At 59.9% G+C, this 22,660-nt stretch carries 23 protein-coding genes and 3 pseudogenes; 7 read left to right on the forward strand and 19 right to left on the reverse strand.

The features are described from left to right. Positions 1-13 precede the first annotated feature (13 nt). Both H4V98_RS16150 and H4V98_RS16155 read right to left on the reverse strand, forming a co-directional pair. Complete coding sequence (locus H4V98_RS16150; protein WP_196864579.1) at positions 14-799, reverse strand: anti-sigma factor; 786 nt, start codon at positions 797-799, stop codon at positions 14-16. 234 nt (positions 800-1,033) lie between these two features. Then, positions 1,034-1,609: a sigma-70 family RNA polymerase sigma factor gene (locus H4V98_RS16155; protein ID WP_196864580.1), complete on the reverse strand. Its 576-nt coding sequence runs from the start codon at positions 1,607-1,609 to the stop codon at positions 1,034-1,036. 143 nt (positions 1,610-1,752) lie between these two features. On the opposite strand from H4V98_RS16155, the gene H4V98_RS16160 reads away from it, so the two are divergent. After that, the gene (locus tag H4V98_RS16160; protein WP_196864581.1) at positions 1,753-2,070 is read left to right on the forward strand and encodes a pyrimidine/purine nucleoside phosphorylase; all 318 of its coding nucleotides are present in this window, start codon (positions 1,753-1,755) and stop codon (positions 2,068-2,070) included. A gap of 32 nt (positions 2,071-2,102) precedes the next feature. Further along, positions 2,103-3,440, forward strand: coding sequence for an argininosuccinate synthase (gene argG, locus H4V98_RS16165; RefSeq protein ID WP_196864582.1), 1,338 nt, complete (start codon positions 2,103-2,105; stop codon positions 3,438-3,440). A 115-nt stretch (positions 3,441-3,555) separates the two neighbouring features. On the opposite strand, the gene H4V98_RS21605 is transcribed toward argG, so the two are convergent. Next, positions 3,556-3,621 (reverse strand): hypothetical protein, encoded by a 66-nt coding sequence (locus H4V98_RS21605; protein WP_348535235.1) that lies wholly within the window; start codon positions 3,619-3,621, stop codon positions 3,556-3,558. A 95-nt stretch (positions 3,622-3,716) separates the two neighbouring features. After that, positions 3,717-4,007 (reverse strand): annotated as a pseudogene (locus tag H4V98_RS21610) (type II toxin-antitoxin system MqsA family antitoxin); the annotation flags it as partial. A gap of 242 nt (positions 4,008-4,249) precedes the next feature. Between H4V98_RS21610 and H4V98_RS16175 the strand changes: the two are divergent. Continuing rightward, positions 4,250-5,563 carry an alpha/beta hydrolase gene (locus tag H4V98_RS16175; protein WP_231374856.1) on the forward strand — a complete coding sequence of 438 codons (1,314 nt, stop codon included), beginning with the start codon at positions 4,250-4,252 and terminating at the stop codon, positions 5,561-5,563. Between the two features lie 73 nt (positions 5,564-5,636). Here the strand turns inward: H4V98_RS16175 and H4V98_RS16180 are convergent. Then, positions 5,637-6,190, reverse strand: a pseudogene (locus H4V98_RS16180) (UDP-N-acetylenolpyruvoylglucosamine reductase); the annotation flags it as partial. Here H4V98_RS16180 and H4V98_RS16185 point away from each other — a divergent pair. Beyond that, a pseudogene (locus H4V98_RS16185) lies at positions 6,173-6,319 on the forward strand (argininosuccinate synthase); the annotation flags it as partial. The pseudogenes H4V98_RS16180 and H4V98_RS16185 overlap by 18 nt on opposite strands. 167 nt (positions 6,320-6,486) lie before the next feature. On the opposite strand, the gene H4V98_RS16190 reads toward H4V98_RS16185, so the two are convergent. Together H4V98_RS16190 and murB are read right to left on the reverse strand one after the other, a co-directional pair. Beyond that, on the reverse strand, positions 6,487-8,067 hold the full coding sequence (locus tag H4V98_RS16190; protein ID WP_196864584.1) for a methyl-accepting chemotaxis protein: 1,581 nt from the start codon (positions 8,065-8,067) through the stop codon (positions 6,487-6,489). Positions 8,068-8,277: 210 nt separating this feature from the next. Beyond that, positions 8,278-9,345 (reverse strand): UDP-N-acetylmuramate dehydrogenase, encoded by a 1,068-nt coding sequence (gene murB, locus H4V98_RS16195; RefSeq protein ID WP_196864585.1) that lies wholly within the window; start codon positions 9,343-9,345, stop codon positions 8,278-8,280. Between the two features lie 53 nt (positions 9,346-9,398). Here murB and H4V98_RS16200 point away from each other — a divergent pair, with 53 nt between their 5' ends. Beyond that, positions 9,399-9,890 (forward strand): YajQ family cyclic di-GMP-binding protein, encoded by a 492-nt coding sequence (locus H4V98_RS16200; RefSeq protein ID WP_196864586.1) that lies wholly within the window; start codon positions 9,399-9,401, stop codon positions 9,888-9,890. A gap of 36 nt (positions 9,891-9,926) precedes the next feature. On the opposite strand, the gene H4V98_RS16205 is transcribed toward H4V98_RS16200, so the two are convergent. The 11 genes from H4V98_RS16205 to H4V98_RS16255 form a co-directional block, all read right to left on the reverse strand. After that, positions 9,927-10,409: a type IV pilin protein gene (locus H4V98_RS16205; RefSeq protein ID WP_196864587.1), complete on the reverse strand. Its 483-nt coding sequence runs from the start codon at positions 10,407-10,409 to the stop codon at positions 9,927-9,929. A gap of 31 nt (positions 10,410-10,440) precedes the next feature. After that, the gene (locus tag H4V98_RS16210) at positions 10,441-11,679 is read right to left on the reverse strand and encodes a hypothetical protein (protein WP_196864588.1); all 1,239 of its coding nucleotides are present in this window, start codon (positions 11,677-11,679) and stop codon (positions 10,441-10,443) included. Between the two features lie 117 nt (positions 11,680-11,796). After that, a complete protein-coding gene (locus H4V98_RS16215) occupies positions 11,797-12,096 on the reverse strand; it encodes a type IV pilin protein (protein ID WP_196864589.1) in 300 nt (99 codons plus the stop codon). A gap of 25 nt (positions 12,097-12,121) precedes the next feature. Then, complete coding sequence (locus H4V98_RS16220; protein WP_196864590.1) at positions 12,122-13,312, reverse strand: hypothetical protein; 1,191 nt, start codon at positions 13,310-13,312, stop codon at positions 12,122-12,124. Positions 13,313-13,400: 88 nt separating this feature from the next. Next, positions 13,401-13,919: a PilX N-terminal domain-containing pilus assembly protein gene (locus H4V98_RS16225; protein WP_196864591.1), complete on the reverse strand. Its 519-nt coding sequence runs from the start codon at positions 13,917-13,919 to the stop codon at positions 13,401-13,403. A 92-nt stretch (positions 13,920-14,011) separates the two neighbouring features. Beyond that, positions 14,012-15,040 (reverse strand): PilW family protein, encoded by a 1,029-nt coding sequence (locus H4V98_RS16230; protein ID WP_196864607.1) that lies wholly within the window; start codon positions 15,038-15,040, stop codon positions 14,012-14,014. Then, positions 15,037-15,552 carry a type IV pilus modification protein PilV gene (pilV, locus tag H4V98_RS16235; RefSeq protein WP_196864592.1) on the reverse strand — a complete coding sequence of 172 codons (516 nt, stop codon included), beginning with the start codon at positions 15,550-15,552 and terminating at the stop codon, positions 15,037-15,039. Before pilV ends, H4V98_RS16230 begins: the two co-directional genes overlap by 4 nt. Positions 15,553-15,590: 38 nt before the next feature. Beyond that, positions 15,591-16,235: a GspH/FimT family pseudopilin gene (locus H4V98_RS16240; RefSeq protein ID WP_231376560.1), complete on the reverse strand. Its 645-nt coding sequence runs from the start codon at positions 16,233-16,235 to the stop codon at positions 15,591-15,593. Between the two features lie 272 nt (positions 16,236-16,507). Continuing rightward, positions 16,508-17,146: a glycerol-3-phosphate 1-O-acyltransferase PlsY gene (gene plsY, locus H4V98_RS16245; protein ID WP_196864593.1), complete on the reverse strand. Its 639-nt coding sequence runs from the start codon at positions 17,144-17,146 to the stop codon at positions 16,508-16,510. Positions 17,147-17,167: 21 nt separating this feature from the next. Further along, entirely contained in the window at positions 17,168-17,659 is a 492-nt protein-coding gene (locus tag H4V98_RS16250; protein WP_196864594.1) for an aminoacyl-tRNA deacylase, read from the reverse strand. 36 nt (positions 17,660-17,695) lie between these two features. Continuing rightward, a complete protein-coding gene (locus H4V98_RS16255) occupies positions 17,696-18,757 on the reverse strand; it encodes an aldo/keto reductase (protein WP_196864595.1) in 1,062 nt (353 codons plus the stop codon). Positions 18,758-18,974: 217 nt separating this feature from the next. Between H4V98_RS16255 and H4V98_RS16260 the strand changes: the two genes are divergently transcribed. Continuing rightward, on the forward strand, positions 18,975-19,637 hold the full coding sequence (locus H4V98_RS16260) for an OmpA family protein (RefSeq protein ID WP_196864596.1): 663 nt from the start codon (positions 18,975-18,977) through the stop codon (positions 19,635-19,637). A 73-nt stretch (positions 19,638-19,710) separates the two neighbouring features. Here H4V98_RS16260 and H4V98_RS16265 read toward each other — a convergent pair whose 3' ends face one another. Further along, positions 19,711-21,567 carry an AMP-binding protein gene (locus H4V98_RS16265; RefSeq protein WP_196864609.1) on the reverse strand — a complete coding sequence of 619 codons (1,857 nt, stop codon included), beginning with the start codon at positions 21,565-21,567 and terminating at the stop codon, positions 19,711-19,713. Between the two features lie 51 nt (positions 21,568-21,618). Between H4V98_RS16265 and H4V98_RS16270 the strand changes: the two genes are divergently transcribed. Beyond that, entirely contained in the window at positions 21,619-22,548 is a 930-nt protein-coding gene (locus tag H4V98_RS16270; RefSeq protein ID WP_196864597.1) for an alpha/beta hydrolase, read from the forward strand. Positions 22,549-22,660 lie beyond the last annotated feature (112 nt).

Raw genomic sequence — 22,660 nt, forward strand, 5'->3', positions numbered from 1 at the left:
GGCCAGGTTTCACCTATTCAGGCGTTTTGATCAATGCGCCCTTGAAGAGGACAGGACCGGTAGGCCCTGATCCGGGCGACACACCGCCCTTTGGCTCCAGCGTGATCGCCAAGACCGGCGACTGGCGGATGTCGCTGTTGGCAGCGGTCAATTTCATCACCGCGTCGCCGCTCATCACACCCAGGGACTTGGGTGCCGCACCCGGGGGCAAGGCCCACAGTTCAAGTGACTTGTCAGCCTGTTCGCGGAAATCACCCACCCGCTTGAGCATCAATTTCTGGGTTTTGGGGTCAAACGTCACCAGAATCGAGGCATTCGCCTTGTCGTCTGCCAGCACGGCGACGTATTCAATGGCCGAGGTGGCTGAAAGTTTGGCGCTGAGTTCCTGCACCTGACCGTTCAACTGCTTGGTGAAATTCACGCCAGTCACCACGGCCAACAGGGTCGCAAAGGCACCGGCTGCGGTAGCGCCGCGCCACAAGCCCAGACTGGACCACCAGCCGCCTCCGGCAGTCGCGGACACGGCAGGGGCACTTCGGGCCGCCTGCATGGTCTGGGCTTGTTTTTCTGCCTGGATAAAGTTTTCAATCCGTTTCCAGACCACTTGGCTGGGCGCCACTTCGGGCTGCAGTTCCACGACCGACACCAAACGGCTTTGCCAGATCAGCGCAGCCGCCCGCAGGGTTGCGTTGTCCCGTGCCAGGGTTTCAAAACGGCGCCGCGCACCGCCGCGCAAAGTGCCCAGCGCATAGCTGGCGGCCAATTGTTCCATCAGGGATGGGTTTTTATGAATATTCATGAAACTGTTTCAAAAAATGAAGGCGCCCAACCGGCAGCCAAAGGCGCTTTAAACCAGTCAGGTCCGCAGAACTGGCTATGCCAGGCCGCAGGCGCAGCGAACCACACGCAGTGGGGAGCGTGGGGGTACGCCCACTCCAGCAGGGGCCGCGGAACTGGCTTTGCCAGGCCGCAGGCGCAGCGGCCCCCTCGGGGGGCAGCGAACCACACGCAGTGGGGAGCGTGGGGGCAACATTCATGCAAACCTTCCCATGCAGCCGCGCAATTGCTCCAGCCCCCGGCGAATCCAGGTTTTCACCGTTCCCAGCGGCAGCTTGAGCTGCTCGGCCAATTCGCTATGGCTCAAGTCGCGCAGGTAAGCCAGGCTGACCACTTCACGCTGCTTGTTCTCCAGCTGCCCCAGGCACTGGTGCAAGGCCCAGGCCTGCTCGCTGGCCTGGGTGGTGTCCATCGGGTTAGGCGAATCGCCAGCCACCGTGTCTGAAATCACATCGTCCAGTTCCTGCATCCGGTCGGCCCGGTCGGAGGCCCGGCGGCGCAGAAAGTCCAGCCCCCGGCTGCGCACCAGCAAGCCCATCCAGGCCATGGGGGGCGACAGCGACGCCTTGTAGGTTCCCGCGATCTTCCAGATGTTCAGGAAGGCCTCCTGCAACACGTCTTCGGCCCATTCGCGGTTCGTCACCACGCGAACGGCCACGCCATAGAGCTTGGAAGAGGTCAGGGCATACAACTCTTTGAGCGCCGACTCATCGGCGAGTGCCACACGGTCAAGGAGTGCTATCAATTGGGTATCCGGGCTTTCTGGTTTCATGAACGGCATTGTCCACACTATTCATACGCCGCCGAGAGGCCATTGGATTCACGTGGTGTCGGACCCGTCTGCGGGCTGACCTAAAATCCGGGCCTGATCCGCCCGCCTGCCCTGCGCAGCGTTTACACCCGCACCACATCTTCATGACTACCGAAAAAATCGACAACGTCAGCATCACTACCCAAGCCAATGTGTACTTCGACGGCAAATGCGTGAGCCACGGCTTCACGCTGGCTGACGGTACCCAAAAATCGGTGGGCGTGGTGCTGCCTTCCACCCTCACCTTCGGCACGGGCGCCCCCGAAACCATGGAATGCGTCGGCGGCGCCTGCGAATACAAGCTGGCCGGCAGCGACGCGTGGGTAAAGTCATCCATCGGCGAATCCTTCAGCGTGCCCGGCAACTCCAAGTTCGACATTCGCGTCGAGCAGGCCTACCACTACATCTGCCACTACGCCTGAACACCGAATCACGCAGCAACCAGGAACACTCCATGGCCACCATTCTCCAAAACCTTCCTGCCGGCCAAAAAGTCGGCATTGCCTTTTCCGGCGGACTCGACACCAGCGCCGCACTGCACTGGATGAAGCTCAAGGGCGCGATTCCCTATGCCTATACCGCCAACCTGGGCCAGCCCGACGAGCCCGACTACGAAGACATCCCGCGCAAGGCGATGCAGTACGGCGCTGAAAAAGCCCGGCTGATCGACTGCCGCAAACAACTGGCCGCCGAAGGCCTGGCCGCGCTGCAGGCGGGTGCCTTCCACATCACCACTGCCGGCGTCACCTACTTCAACACCACGCCGCTGGGCCGCGCCGTGACCGGTACCATGCTGGTCGCCGCCATGAAGGAAGACGACGTCAACATCTGGGGCGACGGCAGCACCTACAAGGGTAACGACATCGAGCGTTTTTACCGCTACGGCCTGCTGACCAACCCGTCACTGAAAATCTACAAGCCGTGGCTTGACCAGTTGTTCATCGACGAGCTGGGCGGTCGCGCCGAAATGTCGGCCTTCATGACCGAGGCTGGCTTCGGCTACAAGATGTCGTCGGAAAAAGCCTATTCGACCGACTCCAACATGCTGGGCGCCACGCACGAGGCCAAAGATCTGGAATTCCTCTCCAGCGGCATGAAGATCGTCAACCCGATCATGGGCGTGGCGTTCTGGAAGGACGACGTCGAAGTCAAGCGCGAGGAAGTCAGCGTGCGCTTTGAAGAGGGCCGTCCAGTCGCCCTGAACGGCGTCGAATATACCGACCTGGTCGAACTGATCCTGGAAGCCAACCGCATCGGTGGCCGCCACGGCCTGGGCATGAGCGACCAGATCGAAAACCGCATCATCGAAGCCAAGAGCCGAGGCATTTACGAAGCCCCCGGCCTGGCGCTGCTGTTCATCGCCTACGAGCGCCTGGTCACCGGCATCCACAACGAAGACACGATCGAGCAGTACCGCGACAGCGGACGCCGCCTCGGCCGCCTCTTGTACCAGGGCCGCTGGTTCGACTCGCAGGCCATCATGCTGCGCGAAACTGCCCAGCGCTGGGTCGCCAGCGCCATCACAGGCGAAGTGACCATCGAGCTGCGCCGGGGCAACGACTATTCGATTTTGAACACCGACTCAGCCAACCTGACCTACCAGCCCGAGCGTCTGAGCATGGAAAAGGTCGAAGGCGCGTTCACACCGCTGGACCGCATTGGCCAACTGACGATGCGCAATCTGGACATCGTCGACACCCGCGCCAAGCTGGGCATTTACGCCAAGAGCGGCGTGCTGTCGCTGGGGACGGGCGGGGATTTGCTGAACCTGACGGGCAGCAAGAGCGAATAACGGTTTTTTTAGCAGGTGGCGCTTGTAGGACGGGCGCTGTTTGCTATTGAATTTGTAGTGATATTGGTGCCTCCTGGAACCACTTCTTCTGCTGTTCAGTGAAGAGAAATCACTTTCAAGCTGTCCTGATTTCATTCGGCAATTCAGGATGGCGATCAAGCAGCCTGGGCAATTTGACCAAGGCCAGCGGTGGCTTGGTATTGCCGTTTTCGCAGCGTAAAAAGCGTTCACGGCTTCGCCAAAAATATCAGGTGCCTGACGTTGATTCAGGTCCAGATTCTGGCGCACGTTGACGATATAGGCGCGATCGACATAGGCGGCATTGGCCTGGCGTTGAAACAGCCCCATCAACTCGCTCTGACGAGTGCAAAGTTTCCGGTACAGGATCACCTCGCCGCAGGCACGGAAAAACCCACCGGCGACTGCTGGAATAGGGGTGGTTTCGCACTTTTGGACATGGGCGTGTCGCAGGTCCACCAGTTTCATGTGCAAAATTAATTTCCAGCCGTGGTTGCTTGTTATTCCACGGTGGGCAGCAATACCGGATTTCTCGGCAAATGACCTCATGGTTTGTACGGGGTAAATATTGTCTTGTAGGCGACATAAGGCCAAAAGCACTGACCTTTAAGCTGTCATCCGGAGTAAAAAAGCCGCAAATGCGGTGATAACCGGAAACACCCATGAAAAATTATTCTTGTATGCGCCCGTTCAAACCTTTAGCAGTTGCGCTGGCCCTGGCTTCGCTTGCTGCGTGTGGCGGGGGAGACAACGTACAGGTACCGGAAGAGCTTCGAGCTCAGGATTCGCGCATGTTCACGCCTGCGGCTGAAGCGACGTTTGCTGCGCTTGTCAACACCACGGTGGAGACTGACCGCTGGACCGGCGTGCTCAAGGGCGCGGCCTACCGTATTGAAGTTCCCAAGACAGGCTGGAACGGCAAGCTGGTCATGTGGGCGCATGGCTATCGGGGAACCGGACCGAGCCTGACGGTGGACACACCGATCATGCGGCGTTATCTGCTTGAAAAAGGCTATGCCTGGGCAGCGTCGAGTTATTCAAAAAACTACTACGACGTTCGTGCCGGCGTTGAAGACACCAACGCACTGGCACTGAATTTTTCTTCCATAGCGTCTGCCAACAACCGCGTGCTTGCCGCGCCGACCAAGATATTTATCACCGGCATCTCGATGGGCGGGCATATCACGGCTGCGGCGATCGACGCCGAAGCGCAGGCAACTGCCATCAACAAGGTGAAGTATGCCGGCGCTGTGCCAATGTGCGGCGTGCTCGGCGATACCGAACTGTTCAACTATTTTGCGGGCTACCAGGTGGTTGCCCAGCAGTTGGCAGGCGTTCCGATCACCAGCTTTCCGGTCGCCAACTTTGAATCCCTCACGCCCACCATCCGGGCCGCACTGTGGAGCAGCTACCCGACCCAGACCAATGCCCAGGGTGACAAGCTGAAAAATGTGATGATGAACCTGAGCGGCGGGGCACGGCCGTTTTATGCCGAGGGCTGGTCCAATGCCAGCAACCAGAACAACATCTGGGCCTCGCTCGGGGGAGACGGAACCATCAACGGCATCCTGACGCAAAACGTCCTGGACACGACTGCGTTTACCTACAAGATCGATGCTTCAAGCACGGCCACCACCGCCGCAGACAATGCGTTCAACGCCAGTATCTTCAAGATCAAGCCCACGGCTGAGGCCAACCGGCTGCGGCGCGACGGCTTGCGCTGGATTCCGGCAACGAGTGCCGACTTCAATGTGCCGGTGGTGACGCTGCACACGCTGGGCGACCTGTTCGTACCGTTCAAGATGGAGCAAATATTCAACGAGCGCGCCAAAGCCAAAGGCAGCGACAAATGGCTTGTACAGCGCGCCATCCGGGATGTCGGCCACTGCGCGTTCACTGCAGCCGAGGCCACTTCTGCGTTTGATGCAATGGTGCTGTGGGAAGCTGGCGGTCCCAAACCGGCTGGCGACGACGTGGTGACCGCTGCCACCGTGGCAGCCCCAACCTACGGCTGTACTTTCACCAACAACACACCCAGCACTGAAGACTACACCCCGCCAGCAGTACGGGCAGGCTTTCAAGCCAATTACCCGAAATGCCAGTAAGCAGCGGGCGCTAGACCGGTCATTTGAATTCCCCTGCAGCAAGTCGTCAGGCTTGCTGCAGGGGAAAGTCTGGTTACGAATAAAGGCAACTGCAGCTGCGCGTTACTTGCACCACCACGGATTCAGGTTCCAGCCGCTGGCTAAAGCGCTCATACACACTGGTCTGGATCGCCTTGGCCAGCGTGATCACCTACCCCACCGGTCACCCGGTTGGCATTGCCGCCCCAGTTGACCAGCACCAGCGCCTGCTTGTCATACACGCTGGCATTTCCACGGTGTTGCCTTTCCAGCCGCTGGCGGCAATCAGCCAGCCCGCTGCAGGCTTGACCGAGCCATCGGCCAGGCGGCACTGAACAATCCTGGGCTCGCGCTGAATGATGTCTTCGCACTGCTCGGCCAACACCGGCTACCAGGCCTGGGCAGCGCAAACGGCACCCGGATGATCAGCGCCTTGTCGGCCAGGCCGAAACCCTGGGCGCCAGAACTGCGGGCAGTGCTGTAGTGCTTGCACACCGGGTCGCGGTAGCCAAATGCGTACTGCGCCGCATTGAGCGTGAAGGACTGGCCGGTCGTCAGGTCAATGGCGCCCAGCAAGTCGAAGCGGTCCTGCCACCCGACCCCATAGGCCAGCTGACCGTGCGCAACCTGGACATCGTGGACACGCGCGCCAAGCTGGGCATTTACGCCAAGAGCGGCGTGCTGTCGCATGGCACGGACGGGAATTTGCTGAAGTTGTCAGGCGACAAGAACGCGTGATCAACAGCAGTTGATCAGGCCAGCTTCCGGGTTTGTTGGGTCACACGCCGCGTGCCAGAAATTCGGCTGGCAGTGGCCCACCAGACCGTAAAATTTTTTGCGCGGCCCCGGAGCCCGGCAACACACAGATCCCAGGCCCCGCACAGCCAAGTCCGCTGTAGATCCGGTTACGCCATGCGCAACAAAGGTGCATGGGCCGGCGCGGACTCCAGCCTGAACTCGCCAACGGCCGACTGCAGTTGCCTGGCCTCTTCGATCAACGTCTCTGCGGTGCCGGTGGCCTGCTCCACCATCACGGCGTTTTGCTGGGTGGCCTTGTCCATCTGCAGCATGGCCTGGTTCACATGCTCAATGCCCATGCTTTGCTCTACAGAGGCGGTCGAGATTTGTTCCAGCAAACTGCTCACACGTTTGACGGCCTGCACGATGTCCTGCATGGTTCGACCCGCGTCCACAACCAGTTGCGAGCCCTTGTCGACATGCGTCACCGAGTCCCCGATCAGCGTCTTGATTTCCCTGGCGGCTTGCGCGCTGCGCTGGGCAAGGCTGCGGACTTCTCCGGCCACCACGGCAAAGCCTCGTCCCTGCTCGCCTGCACGCGCGGCTTCGACAGCGGCATTCAGCGCCAGGATATTGGTCTGGAAGGCAATGCCCTCGATCACCCCAATGATGTCCACGATCTTTTTTGAACTGTTGCTGATCAAGGCCATGGTCTGGACGACCTGCGCCACCACCTTGCCGCCATGCTCGGCAATGTCGGAAGCGCCGCTCGCCAAACCGCTGGCGGATCGTGCATGCGCGGCATTCAGCTTGACCGTGGAGGTCAGCTCTTCCATGCTTGAAACGGTCTCCTCCAGCGAGGCGGCCTGGCCTGCCGTGCGCTGCGACAGTTCCGCATTGGCCTGCGCAATCTCCTGCGACACGGCACCGATCGAATCTGTCGAGCGCTTGATGCGGGTGACCAGGTCGGTCAGCATGTCTTCCATGCCGCCCAGGATCGTCAGCAATCGGCCAAAGTCCCCGCCACGCTGGCTGTCGAATTCCTGGCTGAGATCGCCAGAAGCGACCGTTTCTGCAATATGAATGGCCTCATTCAGCGCGTCCGCAATGGAGCGCCCCAGCCGGTAAACCATGGTGCTGCCGATCAAAAGCGCGACCAGACCCAGCCCAAACATCCAGTAAAGCGCTGAACCGATGTCTCGTTCAGCCGTTTCGCCATGGGCTTGGACAGACCGGGCCTGCAAGATGCCCAGCGCTTGAGCCTCCTGCTGAAGTCGCTTCAGCGCGGGCAAGGCCTCACCGACCAGGGAAAGGGAGGCGCCTTCGCGGTCGCCGCTTTCCAGCTGCTTGGCCACCTTGCCAAAAGCCGCAGCATGCACAACACGCGCGCTTTCCAGGCTTGCCAGCAGGGCCTTTTCTTCGTCGGTGGACGCCTGTTGCGCCAAGGTGTCAAGCGCAGAGGCCATGGATTGCCGGCTGGCTTCAATCTGCTGAGAAATGGCGTCAGTCTGCGCCTTGCCTGCCGCAAAAAACAACGCCATGCCGCTTCGTCCACTGGCCAGGGCCGCCGTTTCGACAGCTGCTGCCGCTTGGGCTTTCACCCAGTCGGAGCCGACAATTTGCCGGTTAAGCGCTGTGGCACCGGCCAGGCATGTAACCCCCACCACGATCAGGCAAGCCATCAGGAACAGCATGGCGCCGAACCCGATGCCCAGACGGGTACGGACGTTAAGATTTTCAAACTTCATTTTTTTTATCTCCTGCCAGCACTTTTCGTCTCAAGACGCGGGAGTTTCCCAGCATCCGAACCATACCAAGGGCAGAACAAATTGATATGCGTGAAGTGGACCGCAAAAAGCGCACTTTTTTGCGAATTGAATAGTCGCAGTTTCTTCGCCGGTGAGCAGCGGCCTGAAGCGTTCCATCAATGCCAGCGCGGCCGGCGCGTCACATCCGGTTCACACCACCACCGGCTCCGGCTCGAGCAGAATGCCAAAGCGCTCGTAGACGCTGGTCTGAATCGCCTTGGCCAGCGTCATCACCTCCCCACCGGTCACCGGGTTGGCGTTGCCTCCCCGGTTGATCAGCACCAGCGCCTGCTTCTCGTACACACCGGCATTGCCAATGGACTTGCCTTTCCAGCCGCAGGCGTCAATCAGCCAGCCGGCGGCGAGCTTGACAGAACCATCGGCCAGTTGGTAATGCACGATTTTCGGATCCCGCTGGATGATGTCTTCACATTGTTCGGGCGACACCGTCGGATTCTTGAAGAAGCTGCCGGCGTTGCCAATGACTTTCCAGTCAGGCAGCTTGGCGCGGCGAATCTCACAAACCCACTCATAAATTTGTAGCGCATCAGGCACGTCCACATTGCGCTGGAGCCTCTTTTTCTCTATATCTGCATAGCCGAGCACGGGTTTCCAGGCTTTCGGCAGCAAAAAGCGCACACGGGTGATCAGCGCCTTGTTTTTCAATCCCAGGGCTTGCGCACCCGACGCTTCGCCGGGCTTGCTGGCGTGCTTGAAGACCGAATCGCGGTAGCCAAATGCGCATTGCGCAGCGTTCAGGGTGAAGCTCTGGCCGGTTGTCAGATCGACGGCATCAAGCGAGTCGAAGCGGTCTTGCAACTCGACACCATAAGCGCCGATGTTCTGCACCGGCGAGGCACCGACGGTGCCGGGAATCAGCGCCAGGTTTTCCAGGCCGGGAAAGCCGTTTTGCAGCGTCCAGGTGACCAGTTCGTGCCAGTCTTCGCCGGCGCCGGCCTCAATGATCCAGGCCTTGGGCGTTTCACGGGCCAGGCGCTTGCCCATGATCTCGACTTTGAGCACCAATGGCTTGACGTCGCCGGTCAGCACGATGTTGCTGCCGCCACCCAGTACGAATTTGGGAGCAGCCTGCAAGGCCGGGTCTTGCAGCACGGCTTGAATGTCGGCTTCGCTGCCCAGGCGAACAAGATGAAGCGCCTTGGCGACGATGCCGAAGGTGTTGCAAGACTGGAGGGGAATGTTTTTCTCGACTAACATTCCGGGATTGTCTCACCCATGCGGCACCTCTTTTTTTCCAGGAAATCCACACCATGCCTTCATTCGACACTGTTCTTGAAACCGACCTGGTCAAGGTCAAAAATTCCGTTGAAAACACCGCCAAGGAAATCGGCACCCGGTTTGACTTCAAGGGCACGGCGGCCTCGGTCGAGCTGAAGGAAAAAGACAAGGAAATCATCCTGATCGGCGATGGCGATTTCCAGATCGAGCAGATCCACGACATCTTGCGCAACAAGCTGACCAAGTCCGGCGTCGACGTACGCTTCCTGGACATCGGCAAGGTCGAAAAAATCGGCGGCGACAAGGTCAAGCAGGTCACCAAAGTGCGCGACGGCATCGAGACTGAAGAGGCCAAGAAAATCCAGCAGCTCATCAAGGGCAACAAGATGAAGGTGCAGGCGGCAATTCAGGAAGGCAAGGTGCGCATCACCGGTGCCAAGCGCGACGACCTGCAGGCGGCCATGGCCCTGATTCGCGCCGAGATCAAGGACTTGCCGCTGAGTTTTGACAACTTTCGGGATTAAATCTCCGGACAGTTGCATGGCCCCGGGGCAAACGCATCACTTCCAGCAGGTGTCGCGCAAAGCTTCAGTGCCCACGACACCGCTCACCAGAACGCCACGCACGCCGGTCGAGGTCAGCGTGAAGGTACCGCAAATGTCCCTGGCCATGACGCCGTCGGCAACGGGCTCCATGTGAAGGGTAAAACCCACGGGACTCGTCAATGGCGCAGCGCCCATGGGGATGACAAGATCATAAATTTTGGTGCTGTCAGAAGGTGACTGCTTCAGGCTTGCCGGAACCTGGTTGATCACGTCGTTGCCAGCCCGATCCTTCGAGAAACTGTCGTTGGCCGCATAAAAGCGCTGCATGAACTGCGCTGCCTGGACCAATTGGCCTCTGGCGTCAGCCCGTCTCGCCCGGGCAACGTAGCTTGCGTAGGAAGGCAGGGCAATCGCGGCCAGCACGGCGACGATGGCGGCGGTGATCATGAGTTCAATCAACGTGAAGCCACGGACCCGGGAAAAGGATTTGGAGGTCATTTGGTTTTTTCCTGTAGCGGCTTTGTTCAGGCTAGTGCATGAAAATCTGGCGCCATTCACGGGATTTGATGCCTGGAACTGAAACTGGGGGGGTGACGACAACGACATCGTCGGCACATTGGGAGCTGTTTTCAGAGACGCCAACAACGGCACCCGCGCCAATCACTTTGGCCCCGGCCTTCACGACGGTCACTGCTCCGGCCACCTGAGCCATGGCTCCGATGGTGATGGCACCGGCGGTTTTACTTGTGACATTGCCCGAGACCTTGGCGCGAGCGCCGACGGTAATAGCGCCTGCCAATCCACTGCACAGCGAGCCGGTCACATTGCTGTCGGCACCCACGGTGATGGCACCGGTGTTTGCGGCAATGCCGCCTGCACTTGAACCCGCCCCGATGGTGACGGCACCGGCGCCAGTGATGATCGAGCCGCTGATGCTTCCTCCGGCACTGACCGTCACAGCGCCCGCCAGGCTGGTGTCCAGGCTATTGATTTTTCCGCCCACGTTTCCTGCAATCGTGATGGCCCCTACCTGGGTCACCACACTGCCTGTCACTGTGCTGCCCGCACCCGTGGTCACAGCCCCTACAACCGTAGAGATATTGCCGTTAACCACTGCGTCGGCTCCAATGGTGACAACGCCCGCAGTAGTGGATATGTTGCCGTTGACCACTGTGTTAGCCCCGAGGGTAATGGCACCCGCCATGGTGGCAGTGATCGACCCTGTGACAGTACTGCCTAATCCCACGTTGATAGCGGCATTGTCGGTCTTGATCGTGCCGGTAACGCTGCTGCGTGCGCCGATGGTGATGACACCAGCGGTACTGCTCAGGTTGGCCTTCACCACGGTGTCGGCGCCCAGGGTTGTCAACCCATTGACCGCCAGGTTCAAGCTGGATGAGCCAGTTGCGTTGATGCGGCTGGAAGCGCCAGCCGTAAGCGCACCAATGACCGTGATGGTGGTGGGCGATGAAATGCTGAGCGTGTCGCCTGCATTCAGCGTGAGCGACACGCAGGTGAAGCTGCCGTTGCCACCGGTACAGCCCGAAGGCAGGTTACCGCCCTGAAAGGTATAGTCCGCCGCCTGTGCAGGCAGCCCGACCAGCAGCAGCAAAGGCAGCGCCAACACCGGCAGCCATGAACGCACTTGGGCGATCCTGAACGAGCGGTCCTTGAACCCTCCGGTGAATCGCTGCAAACCAGCGTCGCAATCTGCCGCCAACCCCTCGCGCGCTGTGAGGAACTCAAAAGCCTTCAAGTGCTTGATCATGATGGAACTTCCTGTCTGCCCTTGATTGCAAGTGACGATGGAGGGCATGCCGGCACTGCGTGAATATCAGTCATGCAGCATTTTTTGTGGCTATTGAATTTCAATGTGCGACTGCAGTCAGACCTCGCGGCCCACCGGACGACTGTCCGAGGGTGACTGCTTCAGGCTTGCCGGAACCTGGTTGATTACGTCGTTTCCAGCGCGATCCTTCGAGAAACTGTCATTGGCCGCATAAAAGCGCTGCATGAACTGCGCTGCATGAACCAGTTGGCCTCTGGCATCGGCCCGCCTCGCCCGGGCAACATAGCTTGCGTAGGAAGGCAGGGCAATCGCGGCCAGCACGGCGACGAAGGGGACGGTGACCATGAGTTCAATCAACGTGAAGCCGGAGACCCGGGGAGAGGATTTGGAGGTCACTCGGTTTTTTCCTGTAGCGGCTTAGTTAAGGCTTGCGCATGTAAATCTGGCGCCATTCGCGGGATTGGATGCTTGGATCTGGGACTGGGGGCGTGACGACAACATCGTCGGCACATTGAGAGCTGTTTTCAGATACGCCAACAACCGCACCATCAAAGATAAGTTTGACCCCGTGCTTTACAACGGTTACTGCCCCGGCCACCTGAGCATTGGCCCCAATGGTGACGACACCGATATTTTTGCTCGTGACATTACCAGAGACTGTGGTGCGGTTCCCTACAGTAATGGCACCTGCCGTGCCACTGCACAGCGAGCCGCTCACGTTACTGTCAGGGCCTACCAGGATGGCACCGCCGTTCGTGGCGATGCCGCCTGTACTCGAACCAACCCCCACCGTGACGCTACCGGCGGCAGTAACAATGGAGCCGCTGATGCTTGAGTTGCTCCCCACCAGCACGGCACCGACGCCAGTCACAACGGAACCGTTGATGACTCCGCCGTCATTGACCGTCACGGCGCCTGCCAGGCTGCTGCCCAGGCTGTTAATCTTTCCGTCTACCTCCCCCCCAATCATGATGACGCCTGCCTGGGTGACAATATCGCCTTTCACCAAGCTGCCTGGGGATGTGGTCACGGCTCCCGCAGTCGTGGTGATTGACCCTGTGATGGTGCTGCCTTTCTCCACATTGATGGCACCAATGCTGGTCTCGATCGTGCCGGTGAAGCTGCTGTCTTCCCCGAGGGTGATCGCACCAAGCGGGCTGCTCAGGTCTGCCTTGACTAGTGTGCCCTTGCCCAAGGTCGTTACCCCAATAACCACCAGAGTCAGGTTGGATGAGCCCGTTGCGTTGATGCGGCTGGAAGCGCTTGTCGTGAGCGCGCCAAGCACCATGATGGTGACGGGCGATGAAATGCTGATCGTGTCGCCTTCTCCAAGCGTGAGCGTCCGGCAGGTGAAGCTGCTGGGCTTGAAAAGCTGCGCAGTGCAACTTGAAGGCAATTTACCGTCCGGAAAGGTGTAATTCGCTGCCTGTGCAGGCAGCCCGGCCAGCAACAACAAAGGCAGCGCCAACACCGACATCCATGAACGCACTCGGGCAACCCTGAGCCAGCAATCCTTGAACCGTCCTGTGGATCGCTGTAAACCAGCGCCGAAATGTCCCGCCAAGTCCTCGTGGGCCGTGAGGGACTCAAAAGCCTTCAAGTGCTTGATCATGATGAACTTCCTGTCTGCCCTTAATGGCAAGTAACGATGTGGGTATGCCGGCACTGCGTGAATATCAGTCATGCAGCATTTATTTTGGCTATTGAATTTCAATATGTGACTGCAGCCAGACCTCGCTGCCCGCCGGACGACTGCGCGCGGCATCGGCTTTCGCCACTTCAGGGCCAAATCCGCGTGCAGTGACGACATAAAAAGTCGATGTGCCTGTCGTCACGGCAGCCTGTTTCTCGACCATGCATTCAGGGGGACGCTGGTAGGTGTCATAGGTCATGCCAGGCGGGTTGACTGACGCCAGTAACAAGGGATAGGCCGTGCTCGCACTGCTGTCCCAGCCGGTCTCGTGCGACATGTCCTTCCACTTTGGCGGGTCCTGGGCCGCCAGGATATTCACATTCGCAAAAGTGGTGGTGTAGGCAGTTCCGCCCTTAAGCATCAAAACCGAAGCCTCGCAATGCCGCAAGGCTATGTCAGCGGCCTGGGTGGCCAGCTCGGTGGTTCGCACGTTGCCCGCGACGCTTTCCGATGAACCGGCATTTCGCACGCTGCTCACGGCCAGCAGCGACATCAGCACCAGCAGGATCAGGGCAATGACCAGCACCACGCCTTCCTGGCGCCGTGGGAATCCAGACGTTGGAGCATGCCTTTTTTTCGCTGTACGGCAAGCATTCGCACTGAAAAAGCGCGTGCCAGTCATGATGGAGACCGCCGGTTCCTCAAGACCACTGTGGCGAAGTAAGCGCGCCGCAACCGAAGGTCTGGCGGGTTGGTTTCGAGCGTCCCGTCGCACTTCAGGTAGCGTGCCGACGCGGCGTCGGACACAACCGCTGTTTCGCTGCGTGCCAGGATGCAAATTCGAACCGTGACGACCTTGGCCCAGCGCTCGGCGTCATTGGCCAATGCGGCCATGTTGACCTGGGTCACCACTTCATGAGCCGTCAAGTAGCCGGCCATCACAGCCGACGCCACATCAGCGGCGGCCGTCGAAGCCTTTACTGCGCCGTAACTGAGCTGAATATCCTCGATGTTCTCGACCAGCGGTTTTGGCGTGCTGGCGCTGCCGTCGTCATTGAGACCGCTGCCCTTGCAGTACAGGCTGGGCACTTGGGCGGTGGAAACATCCACATAAAACCGGTTGACTGCCACGGCGTAGGAAAAGTCCTTGGGAACCGTAACCCCAGGCGCCGGGAGCGTCGCAACGATCGTGCTCAATCTGCTTCCAAGGCAGTCGCTTGGAAGGTCGCCCAAGGCCGTGGGAATGGTGTTGAAGCGATCCGCTTCATAACTGACCGCAAGGGAATCGGGCTCGGCAACCTGGTCGTCACAGACCAAGTTGTCAAGACGTTCAGGCCCTGACCCTGCGGTAGGCTTGAACTTTCCGTCACAGCCACGAAGGATGAAATTGCTCATGGTGTAGGCACCGGTTGGATAGCTGGTGGCGCCATAAACAGGGTTGCGGCGACTGGCATCATTGATGCGGTCTGATTGATTGGGGTTGCTTCCTGCCATGCGCAATTGCTGGGTCAAAATGCTCAGCGCCGCCTGCGCGTCTTCATTCATGCGGCCTTGCGCTTCGGCCATCCGGCTGGTTCCCGAAGCCGCCAGATAGACCGAAAAGGACGCCGCGGCAATCACCAGGCCGATGGCCATGGCAAGCATCAGCTCGATCAGCGAAAAGCCCTTGCGGTAACGCGAGGCGTGTAGATGGCGATGGCTTTTCATAGCTTGAAGCTCACATACAGACAGCGCGGCTTGGGCTGGGTATAAATCTTCGTGGCCTCGGCCGGACAGTTGTCCCAGGATGAGGTGTCAAGATTTTCATGCGTGGAAGCGTCCTGCCAGACGATCCACAAATTGCCATGCGAGTCTTTATTGCACGGTGTGGTGTCGCCGCACGTGACAAGCAGGTCGCCGGCAGGCAGCGCATTGCGGACTGCTTGCCGGGTGGCGGCGTCGTCCATGGCAGCCAAAGTGGCTTCGTTGCAGTTGGGGTATTGGCAGTCTATGGACTCGATTTTTTCGAACGACCAGGCTGTTTCATGCAGGGGCGTTTTATAACGGTCAAATGCACCCGGGTTGGCGCGCATGCGGTCGATATGACTGCTTGCCAAGTTGACGGCGGCCGAACGATAACCCGACAGCTTGGGCATTTGCACCGAAAAAGACAGCATGGCCCCAAGTGCCAGCATGCCAAACGACAGCAGCAGCATGGCGACCAACACCTCGATTAGCAAAGCTCCGCCTTGACGCTGGCGGCGACAACGGACGGGCTTCATCCGCTGTCGGCGCCGCAAGACGCCGCCCCGTTGCCGGCAATCCGGGCGCGCCCGCCGGGGTTGACACACAAGACACGCTGCACATCAGGGGCATAGGCGCTGCCGCCAAACTGCAGCGACGTGGCCGAAGCCACATTGAAAAGGCGTCCGGTGGCCGTGAAGCGAAAGATACTTGATGCGTCGCCGCCGTTTTCGGTGATGGAGTCCATCTTGGCAATGGGCGACTGTATGCGCAGCAGGTCGCCAGCGTCAATGACACCGTCATTGTTGGCGTCAAGGTAAACAATCCAGCCACTGATCCACCCATGTCCACCCGGCCCGGAAGTGGTGTCGCACACGGGATGAACGGCCTCGGGTGCATCGCTTCGGCACATCACGACGCCACCACCACGCCGCGTAGCCTCACTGCGCGCATAGCGCAGGTCGGCCATGAACGTGTTGACGTTGCTGGACATCGTGTTCGACTGGACCAGCCGGGTGAACGAGGGAACCGCCAGCGTAGTGAGGACGGCGACGATAGCCAGGACCACCATCAACTCCAGCAGGGTAAAGCCCCGGGATACCTGACCGGCTTGGGTCGACGACTGTGCGCCTAGGCGTTTATGTCGTGGAATCCGGGGTCTGAGTGGGCTGGCATTCAATGTGATCCTTTGTTGACAACGGCTGGAAATGCCTTATCGGATCGTTGCCAGTCCTTAAAGCCTTTTCATACGCGCGGCATCAGCAGCGGCGACACATAAAGTTAATTTTTTTACCTTACGTATTAACTCATAAAAATGAGTAAATTTTGATAATTTTGAATAAATATGTTTTATTTGTAAAAAATATATTTATTTGAGCATTAATGATTTTTATCAAATCAGAACATCTAAAAGCGTTGAAATCGATGATGCTGAATTTATTCAAATTTCCGCTATTTTTCTGAGCGCTTAGAGGCTCCCAGCCGCGACTCAGTTCCCTTTATCAGCTTGCTGATGTTTTGCTTGTGGCGATACACCAGCAGCGCCCCAATTCCTACCAGCGCCAGCACGATGGTGGTGTCGACATTCCAGGCAGCCCGGTCGCCCAGAAGGTAGAAAAATGGCGCAAATACGGCGGCGGCGATGGAGGCCAGCGACACATAGCGCGAGAAAAACACCACGATGGCAAAAGTGGCCAACGTGGCTAAACCCAGCACCCAGTTGACGCCCAGCAGAATGCCGGCCGCCGTGGCCACGCCCTTGCCGCCCTTGAACTGGAAAAACACCGGGTACAAATGGCCGATGAACGCCGCCAGCGCCACCGCCGCCACGGTACCGTCGCCCAGACCGTAATCGGCGCCGAACCACTTGACCAGCATCACCGGCAGCCAGCCTTTCATGCCGTCGAGCAGCAGCGTGGCCACCGCCGCCGCCTTGTTGCCCGAACGCAGCACGTTGGTCGCACCGGGGTTTTTGCTGCCATAGCTGCGCGGGTCATTCAGGCCGGACAGGCGGCTGACGATGACGGCAAACGACAGCGAGCCGAGCAGATAGGCCAGTACCGTCGCACCGATAAAGTAGGCGTGGTTCAAAGTCAGGTCTCCTTGTATTTGTTATTCAGCCAGTGCGCATTGCACCGGTTTGGCACCGAGCAGCGTGACGCAGACTTGTGGATCGATGCGCACCAGATAGCCGCGCCGCCCGCCGTTGATGGCGATTTCAGGCAGCCCCAGAATGCTTTCCTCGATGTAAATCGGCATGGTTTTGCGTGTACCGAAAGGCGAGGTGCCGCCCACCAGGTAGCCGCTGTGGCGATTGGCGACTTCGGGCTTGCAGGGTTCGACCGACTTGGCACCGATCTGGCGTGCCAGGGTCTTGGTCGAGACCTTGCGGTTGCCGTGCATCAGCACCAGCAGGGGCTTGGCGTCCTGGTCCTGCATGACCAGTGTCTTGACCACAGTGAATGGGTCAAACCCCAGCACCTGCGCGCTGTGCTGCGCACCGCCATGCGCCAGGTATTCGTAGGGATGCTCGGTGAACGCCACATTGCTGGCTTTGAGCCATTGCGTGGCCGGTGTCTCGCAGACGTGGTCTTTTTTAGCCATGATTTGTCTAAGCAGCAGTCAGAACAGACACGGTGTTTACAGTGCCGGGTCCCGTATTTCCCAGCGAATCCGGTCGATTTCCGCCAGCACTTCGGCACTCAGCGTCGTGCCGTGCGCATCCAGGTCCTCATCAAGCTGCGCCACCGAGGTTACCCCGATGATGGTGCTGGCCACCTGCCACTTGGTGTAGCAAAACGCCAGCGCCAGTTGCGTGGGGCTCAGGCCGTTGTCACGCGCCAATTGGTTGTAGCGGCGCGCCGCGGCCAGCGATTCGGGACGGCCCCAGCGTTGCTTGCGCACCGATTCATACCGGGCGATGCGGGCGTTTGGCGGCGCATTGGCGCCCTCGGTTCCGGACGTGTCGTACTTGCCGGTCAACAGGCCGAAAGCCAGCGGCGAATACGCCAGCAGCGACACGCCAAGGCGGTGCATGGTTTCGTCCAGACCATTTTCCACGGTGCGGTTGACCAGACAATACGGGTTTTGCACCGTGGCCACGCGCGGCAGATTGTGCTGCTCGGCCAGGCGGACAAACTCGTGCACGCCGTAAGGCGATTCGTTCGACAGGCCAATATGGCGCACCTTGCCTTGCGCCACCAACCGGCCCAGCGCATCAAGCTGTTCATGCAGCGTGGTCGCGCTGCGTTCCTGGGCCGGTTGGTAATACGGCACACCAAGGCCCGGCACATGGCGCTCGGGCCAGTGGATCTGGTAAAGGTCGATCACATCGGTCTGCAAGCGCTTCAAACTGGCATGGCAGGACGCGGTGATGTCATCGGCCGTCATGCCCTTGCCTTCGCGAATCCAGGGCATGTTGCGCGAAGGTCCGGCAACCTTGGTGGCCAGCACCAGTTGCCGGCGCACGCCCGGATGCCGGGCCAGCCAGTTGCCAATGATGGTTTCGGTGGCGCCAAAGGTTTCAGCGCGCGCCGGCACCGCATACATTTCAGCGGTGTCCAGGAAATTGATGCCGCGCGCCAATGAACGGTCCAAAATAGTGTGGGACGTGGCTTCATCGACCTGTTCGCCAAACGTCATGGTTCCCAGGCAGACCGGTGAGACCTGCAAATCGCTTGCGCCGAGTTGAACTTTATTCATGAAAAAGATGGGTTGGAGTAAACGGTTTGAAAAAGCAGGCAGCCTTTGCGGTAATAGCCGAAAAGTGCTAGTTTAAATGCAGTAAAAGTGGCTTCAACGCACCTGCACCTGGGCATTTGTCTGACATTTTCATACACTTGAAACGTCTAGCATTGATCTTCTGACGTTTCGATGCGCTGTTCTAATCAGGCAACATTCATTTTTTGAGGAGTCCTTCATGAGAAAAGCATTTACCACCACCGTTACCTGTGCAGCCCTGTCCCTGGCGGTCTTGTCAGGTTGCGCAAACATGAGTGAAACCCAGCGTGGCACCGCACAGGGTGCGGGTATCGGCGCCGGCCTGGGCGCATTGCTGGGCGCGGCCACGGGCGGCTCCAGGGGTGCGGTGCAGGGCGCCGCGCTGGGCGGCGCAGTCGGCGCGGGTGGCGGCTACATCTGGTCCAAGAAAATGCAGGACCAGAAAGTCGCCATGGAACGCGCGACAGCCGGCACCGGCATTGGCGTGAGCCAGACGCAGGACAACCGACTGAAGCTGGACATTCCAAGCGACGTGTCGTTTGACGTGGGCCGCTCGGCCATCAAGTCCAACTTTGCCCCGGTGCTGACAAATTTTGCGACCAGCCTGAACCAGAACCAGATCACCACGGTGTCCATCATCGGCCACACCGACAGCACCGGTTCTGACGCCATCAACAACCCGCTGTCGTTTGACCGCGCCAACGCAGCGCGTGACTACCTGGTGGGCCGTGGCGTGGCCGCACAGCGTATTGCCACCGATGGCCGTGGTTCGCGTGAAGCCATTGCCGACAACAGCAGCGAGCAGGGCCGCGCCCGGAACCGTCGCGTCGAGATCTACGTGGCCGAGCCGGCTCAACGTTAATCCCCGGCTGGCGGGTTGACTCAAAAAAAAGCGCCTCAGGGCGCTTTTTTCACGTCTGGAAATGGCAGGCCGCTCAAGTCTTTTTGAAGCGCGCTTCCTCTTGCAAGCGCAGCACGCGGCGCTGCACCTTGCCGGTGGTGGTCATTGGCAGCGCGTCGATGAATTCGATTTCCTTCGGGTATTCATAGGGCGCCAGCATGTTTTTGACATGGGCCTGCAGTTCCGCCACCAATTTTTGATCAAATTCGGCAATGGCGCCCGCTGCATCTGCCCGAGCAGCTATTGAATCAGGAGCAAGAACGACGTAGGCCTTGACCACCGCACCGCGCTCGCTGTCGGGCTTGGGCACCACGGCGGCGTTGGCCACGGCTGGATGCTTGACCAGACAGTTCTCAATTTCGCCGGGGCCGATGCGGTAGCCGGCGGCCTTGAACACATCGTCGGCCCGGCCTTCGTACCAAAGGTAGCCGTCGGCGTCAACCCGCGCCAGATCGCCGGTGCGGCACCAGTCACCGGTGAACTTGGCGCGCGTGGCGGCTTCGTTCTTCCAGTAACCCAGGAAAAAGATCGGGTCCGCATCGCCGTGGATGTCAAAGCGGTTGACCGCCACATCGCCCGGCACGCCGACCGGGCACTCCTGGCCGTCGTCGTCTATCACCTTGACCTGATGGCCCGGATAGGCCTTGCCCATGCTGCCCGGCCGGGCCGGCCAGCCGGCGCGCCCGCCCAGCGCCGCCAACACGGGAAACAATTTTGCCGACTGGCTGCGCTGAAGCGGCACGAAGCCCTGTGTCGGCAGCACATTCAGCGAACCGGCCGCGTCATGGCAGTTGCCGACCACGTAATTGATCTCGGTCTGGCCGAACATCTCGTTGACCGTCACGCCAAGTTGCTCGCGGCAGTAGTCAAACACCGCGTCACCCACCGCTTCGCCGGCGCTCATCAGGCCTTGCAAGCGCAGCGTGAACTGCTCGCGCGGTCGCGCAAAGGCCTTCATCATGGCTTTCAGCGCGGTTGGAAACAAAAAACTGTGCGTCACACCATGTTCGGCCATCAGGCTGAAGGCAAGTTCAGGGCTGAAGCGGCCGTTGAACGCCACAATCGGCCGGCCGAAATACAGCGTCGGCAGCAGTGCATCCATCAGCCCGCCGGTCCAGGCCCAGTCGGCCGGGCTCCAGAACACCGCATCAGATGCTTGATTGCCAATGCCGTCAAAGCCAAACCCGTTCTGGCTGCAAACGAAACCGGGCAGGTTGCCAATCAGAGCCCGGTGCGCCAGCAGCGCGCCCTTGGGCTGGCCGGTCGTGCCGCTGGTGTAGATGAGGATGGCGGCGTCGTCAGCGCGGGTGTGGACTGCGGTGAATTCGCCCTGCTGCGCTTGCAGGCTCGGCGCGTAGTCCACATCGCCCTGCCCCGCCGCGCCACCGGCAGCCATCAGCGTGCGCAGCGACGGGCATTCGGCCCGGATGGCCTTCATGCTGTCAATCGAGGTTTCATCGCAAATCGCCAGCACCGCCGCGCTGTCCTGCAGCCGGAAGGCCAGCGCTTCAGGCCCGAACAGCATCGACAGCGGCATCGCGACGGCGCCAAGCTGGAACACGGCCATATAGGCCACGGCCGTCTCGAAGCGCTGCGGCATCACGATGGCAACACGGTCGCCACGCTGCACGCCCAGCGCGGCCAGCCCATGGCTGAGCGCATCGGCCGCCTGCTTCAGCTCGAAATAAGTATGAAAAACGGCTTTTGCGCTTGTCTGGTGAGCAAGCACAGCTATTCTTTGCGTAGCATCTGGCGGGGCGTTTTCAACCCGCGCCCATCGGCTGCAACAGACCTCGGCGATGTTGAAGAATTCATCCACCTGCCAGCGAAAGCCGCCGTGCAGTTGCGCATAGTGGTCGGGCAGGTCCTGCGCCGGTTGGTGTCCGGGCATGTCGCTGTCTTGACTGATGTTCAAAGCGTGTCTCCTTATGATGTGCCTCCAATGTACAAAGAAAACCGACTATTTCGCAGCGAGTTTGTCCCTATGCGCGGACTCGACCACCATGTGCTGACGTGGAGCCGCGGGCAAGCCCCGGCGCTACCGCCGCTGTTTTTAGTGCATGGCTGGATGGACGTGGCGGCGTCCTACCAGTTCATGGTCGATGCCTTCTCCAATACTTTTGCGGCTGGCCGCACCATCATCGCGCCCGACTGGCGCGGCTTTGGCCTGACCGGCCTCTCCCCTTCCGGCTGGCAGGCCGACAGCTACTGGTTTGCCGACTACCTGGCCGACCTGGACGGTTTGCTCGACCATTACGCGCCCGGCCAGGCGGTGGACCTGGTGGGCCACAGCATGGGCGGCAATGTGGCCATGCTGTATGCCGGCGTACGGCCGGAGCGTATTCGCCGGCTGGTCAACCTGGAAGGATTCGGCCTGCCGGCCAGCCGGCCCAGCCAGGCGGCCGGGCGGCTGGCGCAATGGATGGACGGGGTTAAAAGCGTGCAGCGCGGCGAACTGGCGCTGAAAAGCTATGACGATGTCGGCGGCGTCGCGCAGCGCCTGATGAAGACCAACCCCCGGCTGACCCAGGACAAGGCACTGTGGCTCGCCAGCCACTGGGCACGGCCCGATGCATCGGGCCAATGGCGGATTCTGGGCAATCCGGCGCACAAGGTGCCGAGCGCACAGCTCTACCGGGTCGATGAAGCGCAGGAGATCTACCAGCGCATCAGCGCGCCGGTGCTGGCGGTCGAGGCGTCAAGTGACTCGATGGCACAGTGGTGGAAGGGCAAGTATTCACTCGGCGAATACCACGAACGGCTCAAGCACGTGCCCGACGCTCGGGTGGCCGTGGTCGAAGACGCGGGCCACATGCTGCACCACGACCAGCCCGAGGTGCTGGCCGGGCTGATCGAAGCCTTCCTGGCCTGAGGCCAGGCAGGCTGCGTGGGCCAACCGCATCATGCTACTTAAATAATAGCTATTCACGCCCGCCAGTCATGCGCAAAAGGCTTTTTTGGCTGAGAAGACTCCGTTTCGCCCT

Source organism: Polaromonas sp. CG_23.6 (assembly GCF_029892315.1).
Lineage (GTDB): Bacteria > Pseudomonadota > Gammaproteobacteria > Burkholderiales > Burkholderiaceae_C > Polaromonas.

Coding starts and splice junctions, on each gene's coding strand:
- H4V98_RS16150 (WP_196864579.1), bottom strand. CDS start 799: ATGAATATTCATAAAAACCCATCCCTGATGGAACAATTGGCCGCCAGC.
- H4V98_RS16155 (WP_196864580.1), bottom strand. CDS start 1,609: ATGAAACCAGAAAGCCCGGATACCCAATTGATAGCACTCCTTGACCGT.
- H4V98_RS16160 (WP_196864581.1), top strand. CDS start 1,753: ATGACTACCGAAAAAATCGACAACGTCAGCATCACTACCCAAGCCAAT.
- argG (WP_196864582.1), top strand. CDS start 2,103: ATGGCCACCATTCTCCAAAACCTTCCTGCCGGCCAAAAAGTCGGCATT.
- H4V98_RS16175 (WP_231374856.1), top strand. CDS start 4,250: ATGTTCACGCCTGCGGCTGAAGCGACGTTTGCTGCGCTTGTCAACACC.
- H4V98_RS16190 (WP_196864584.1), bottom strand. CDS start 8,067: ATGAAGTTTGAAAATCTTAACGTCCGTACCCGTCTGGGCATCGGGTTC.
- murB (WP_196864585.1), bottom strand. CDS start 9,345: ATGTTAGTCGAGAAAAACATTCCCCTCCAGTCTTGCAACACCTTCGGC.
- H4V98_RS16200 (WP_196864586.1), top strand. CDS start 9,399: ATGCCTTCATTCGACACTGTTCTTGAAACCGACCTGGTCAAGGTCAAA.
- H4V98_RS16205 (WP_196864587.1), bottom strand. CDS start 10,409: ATGACCTCCAAATCCTTTTCCCGGGTCCGTGGCTTCACGTTGATTGAA.
- H4V98_RS16210 (WP_196864588.1), bottom strand. CDS start 11,679: ATGATCAAGCACTTGAAGGCTTTTGAGTTCCTCACAGCGCGCGAGGGG.
- H4V98_RS16220 (WP_196864590.1), bottom strand. CDS start 13,312: ATGATCAAGCACTTGAAGGCTTTTGAGTCCCTCACGGCCCACGAGGAC.
- H4V98_RS16230 (WP_196864607.1), bottom strand. CDS start 15,040: ATGAAAAGCCATCGCCATCTACACGCCTCGCGTTACCGCAAGGGCTTT.
- H4V98_RS16250 (WP_196864594.1), bottom strand. CDS start 17,659: ATGGCTAAAAAAGACCACGTCTGCGAGACACCGGCCACGCAATGGCTC.
- H4V98_RS16255 (WP_196864595.1), bottom strand. CDS start 18,757: ATGAATAAAGTTCAACTCGGCGCAAGCGATTTGCAGGTCTCACCGGTC.
- H4V98_RS16260 (WP_196864596.1), top strand. CDS start 18,975: ATGAGAAAAGCATTTACCACCACCGTTACCTGTGCAGCCCTGTCCCTG.
- H4V98_RS16265 (WP_196864609.1), bottom strand. CDS start 21,567: ATGCCCGGACACCAACCGGCGCAGGACCTGCCCGACCACTATGCGCAA.
- H4V98_RS16270 (WP_196864597.1), top strand. CDS start 21,619: ATGTACAAAGAAAACCGACTATTTCGCAGCGAGTTTGTCCCTATGCGC.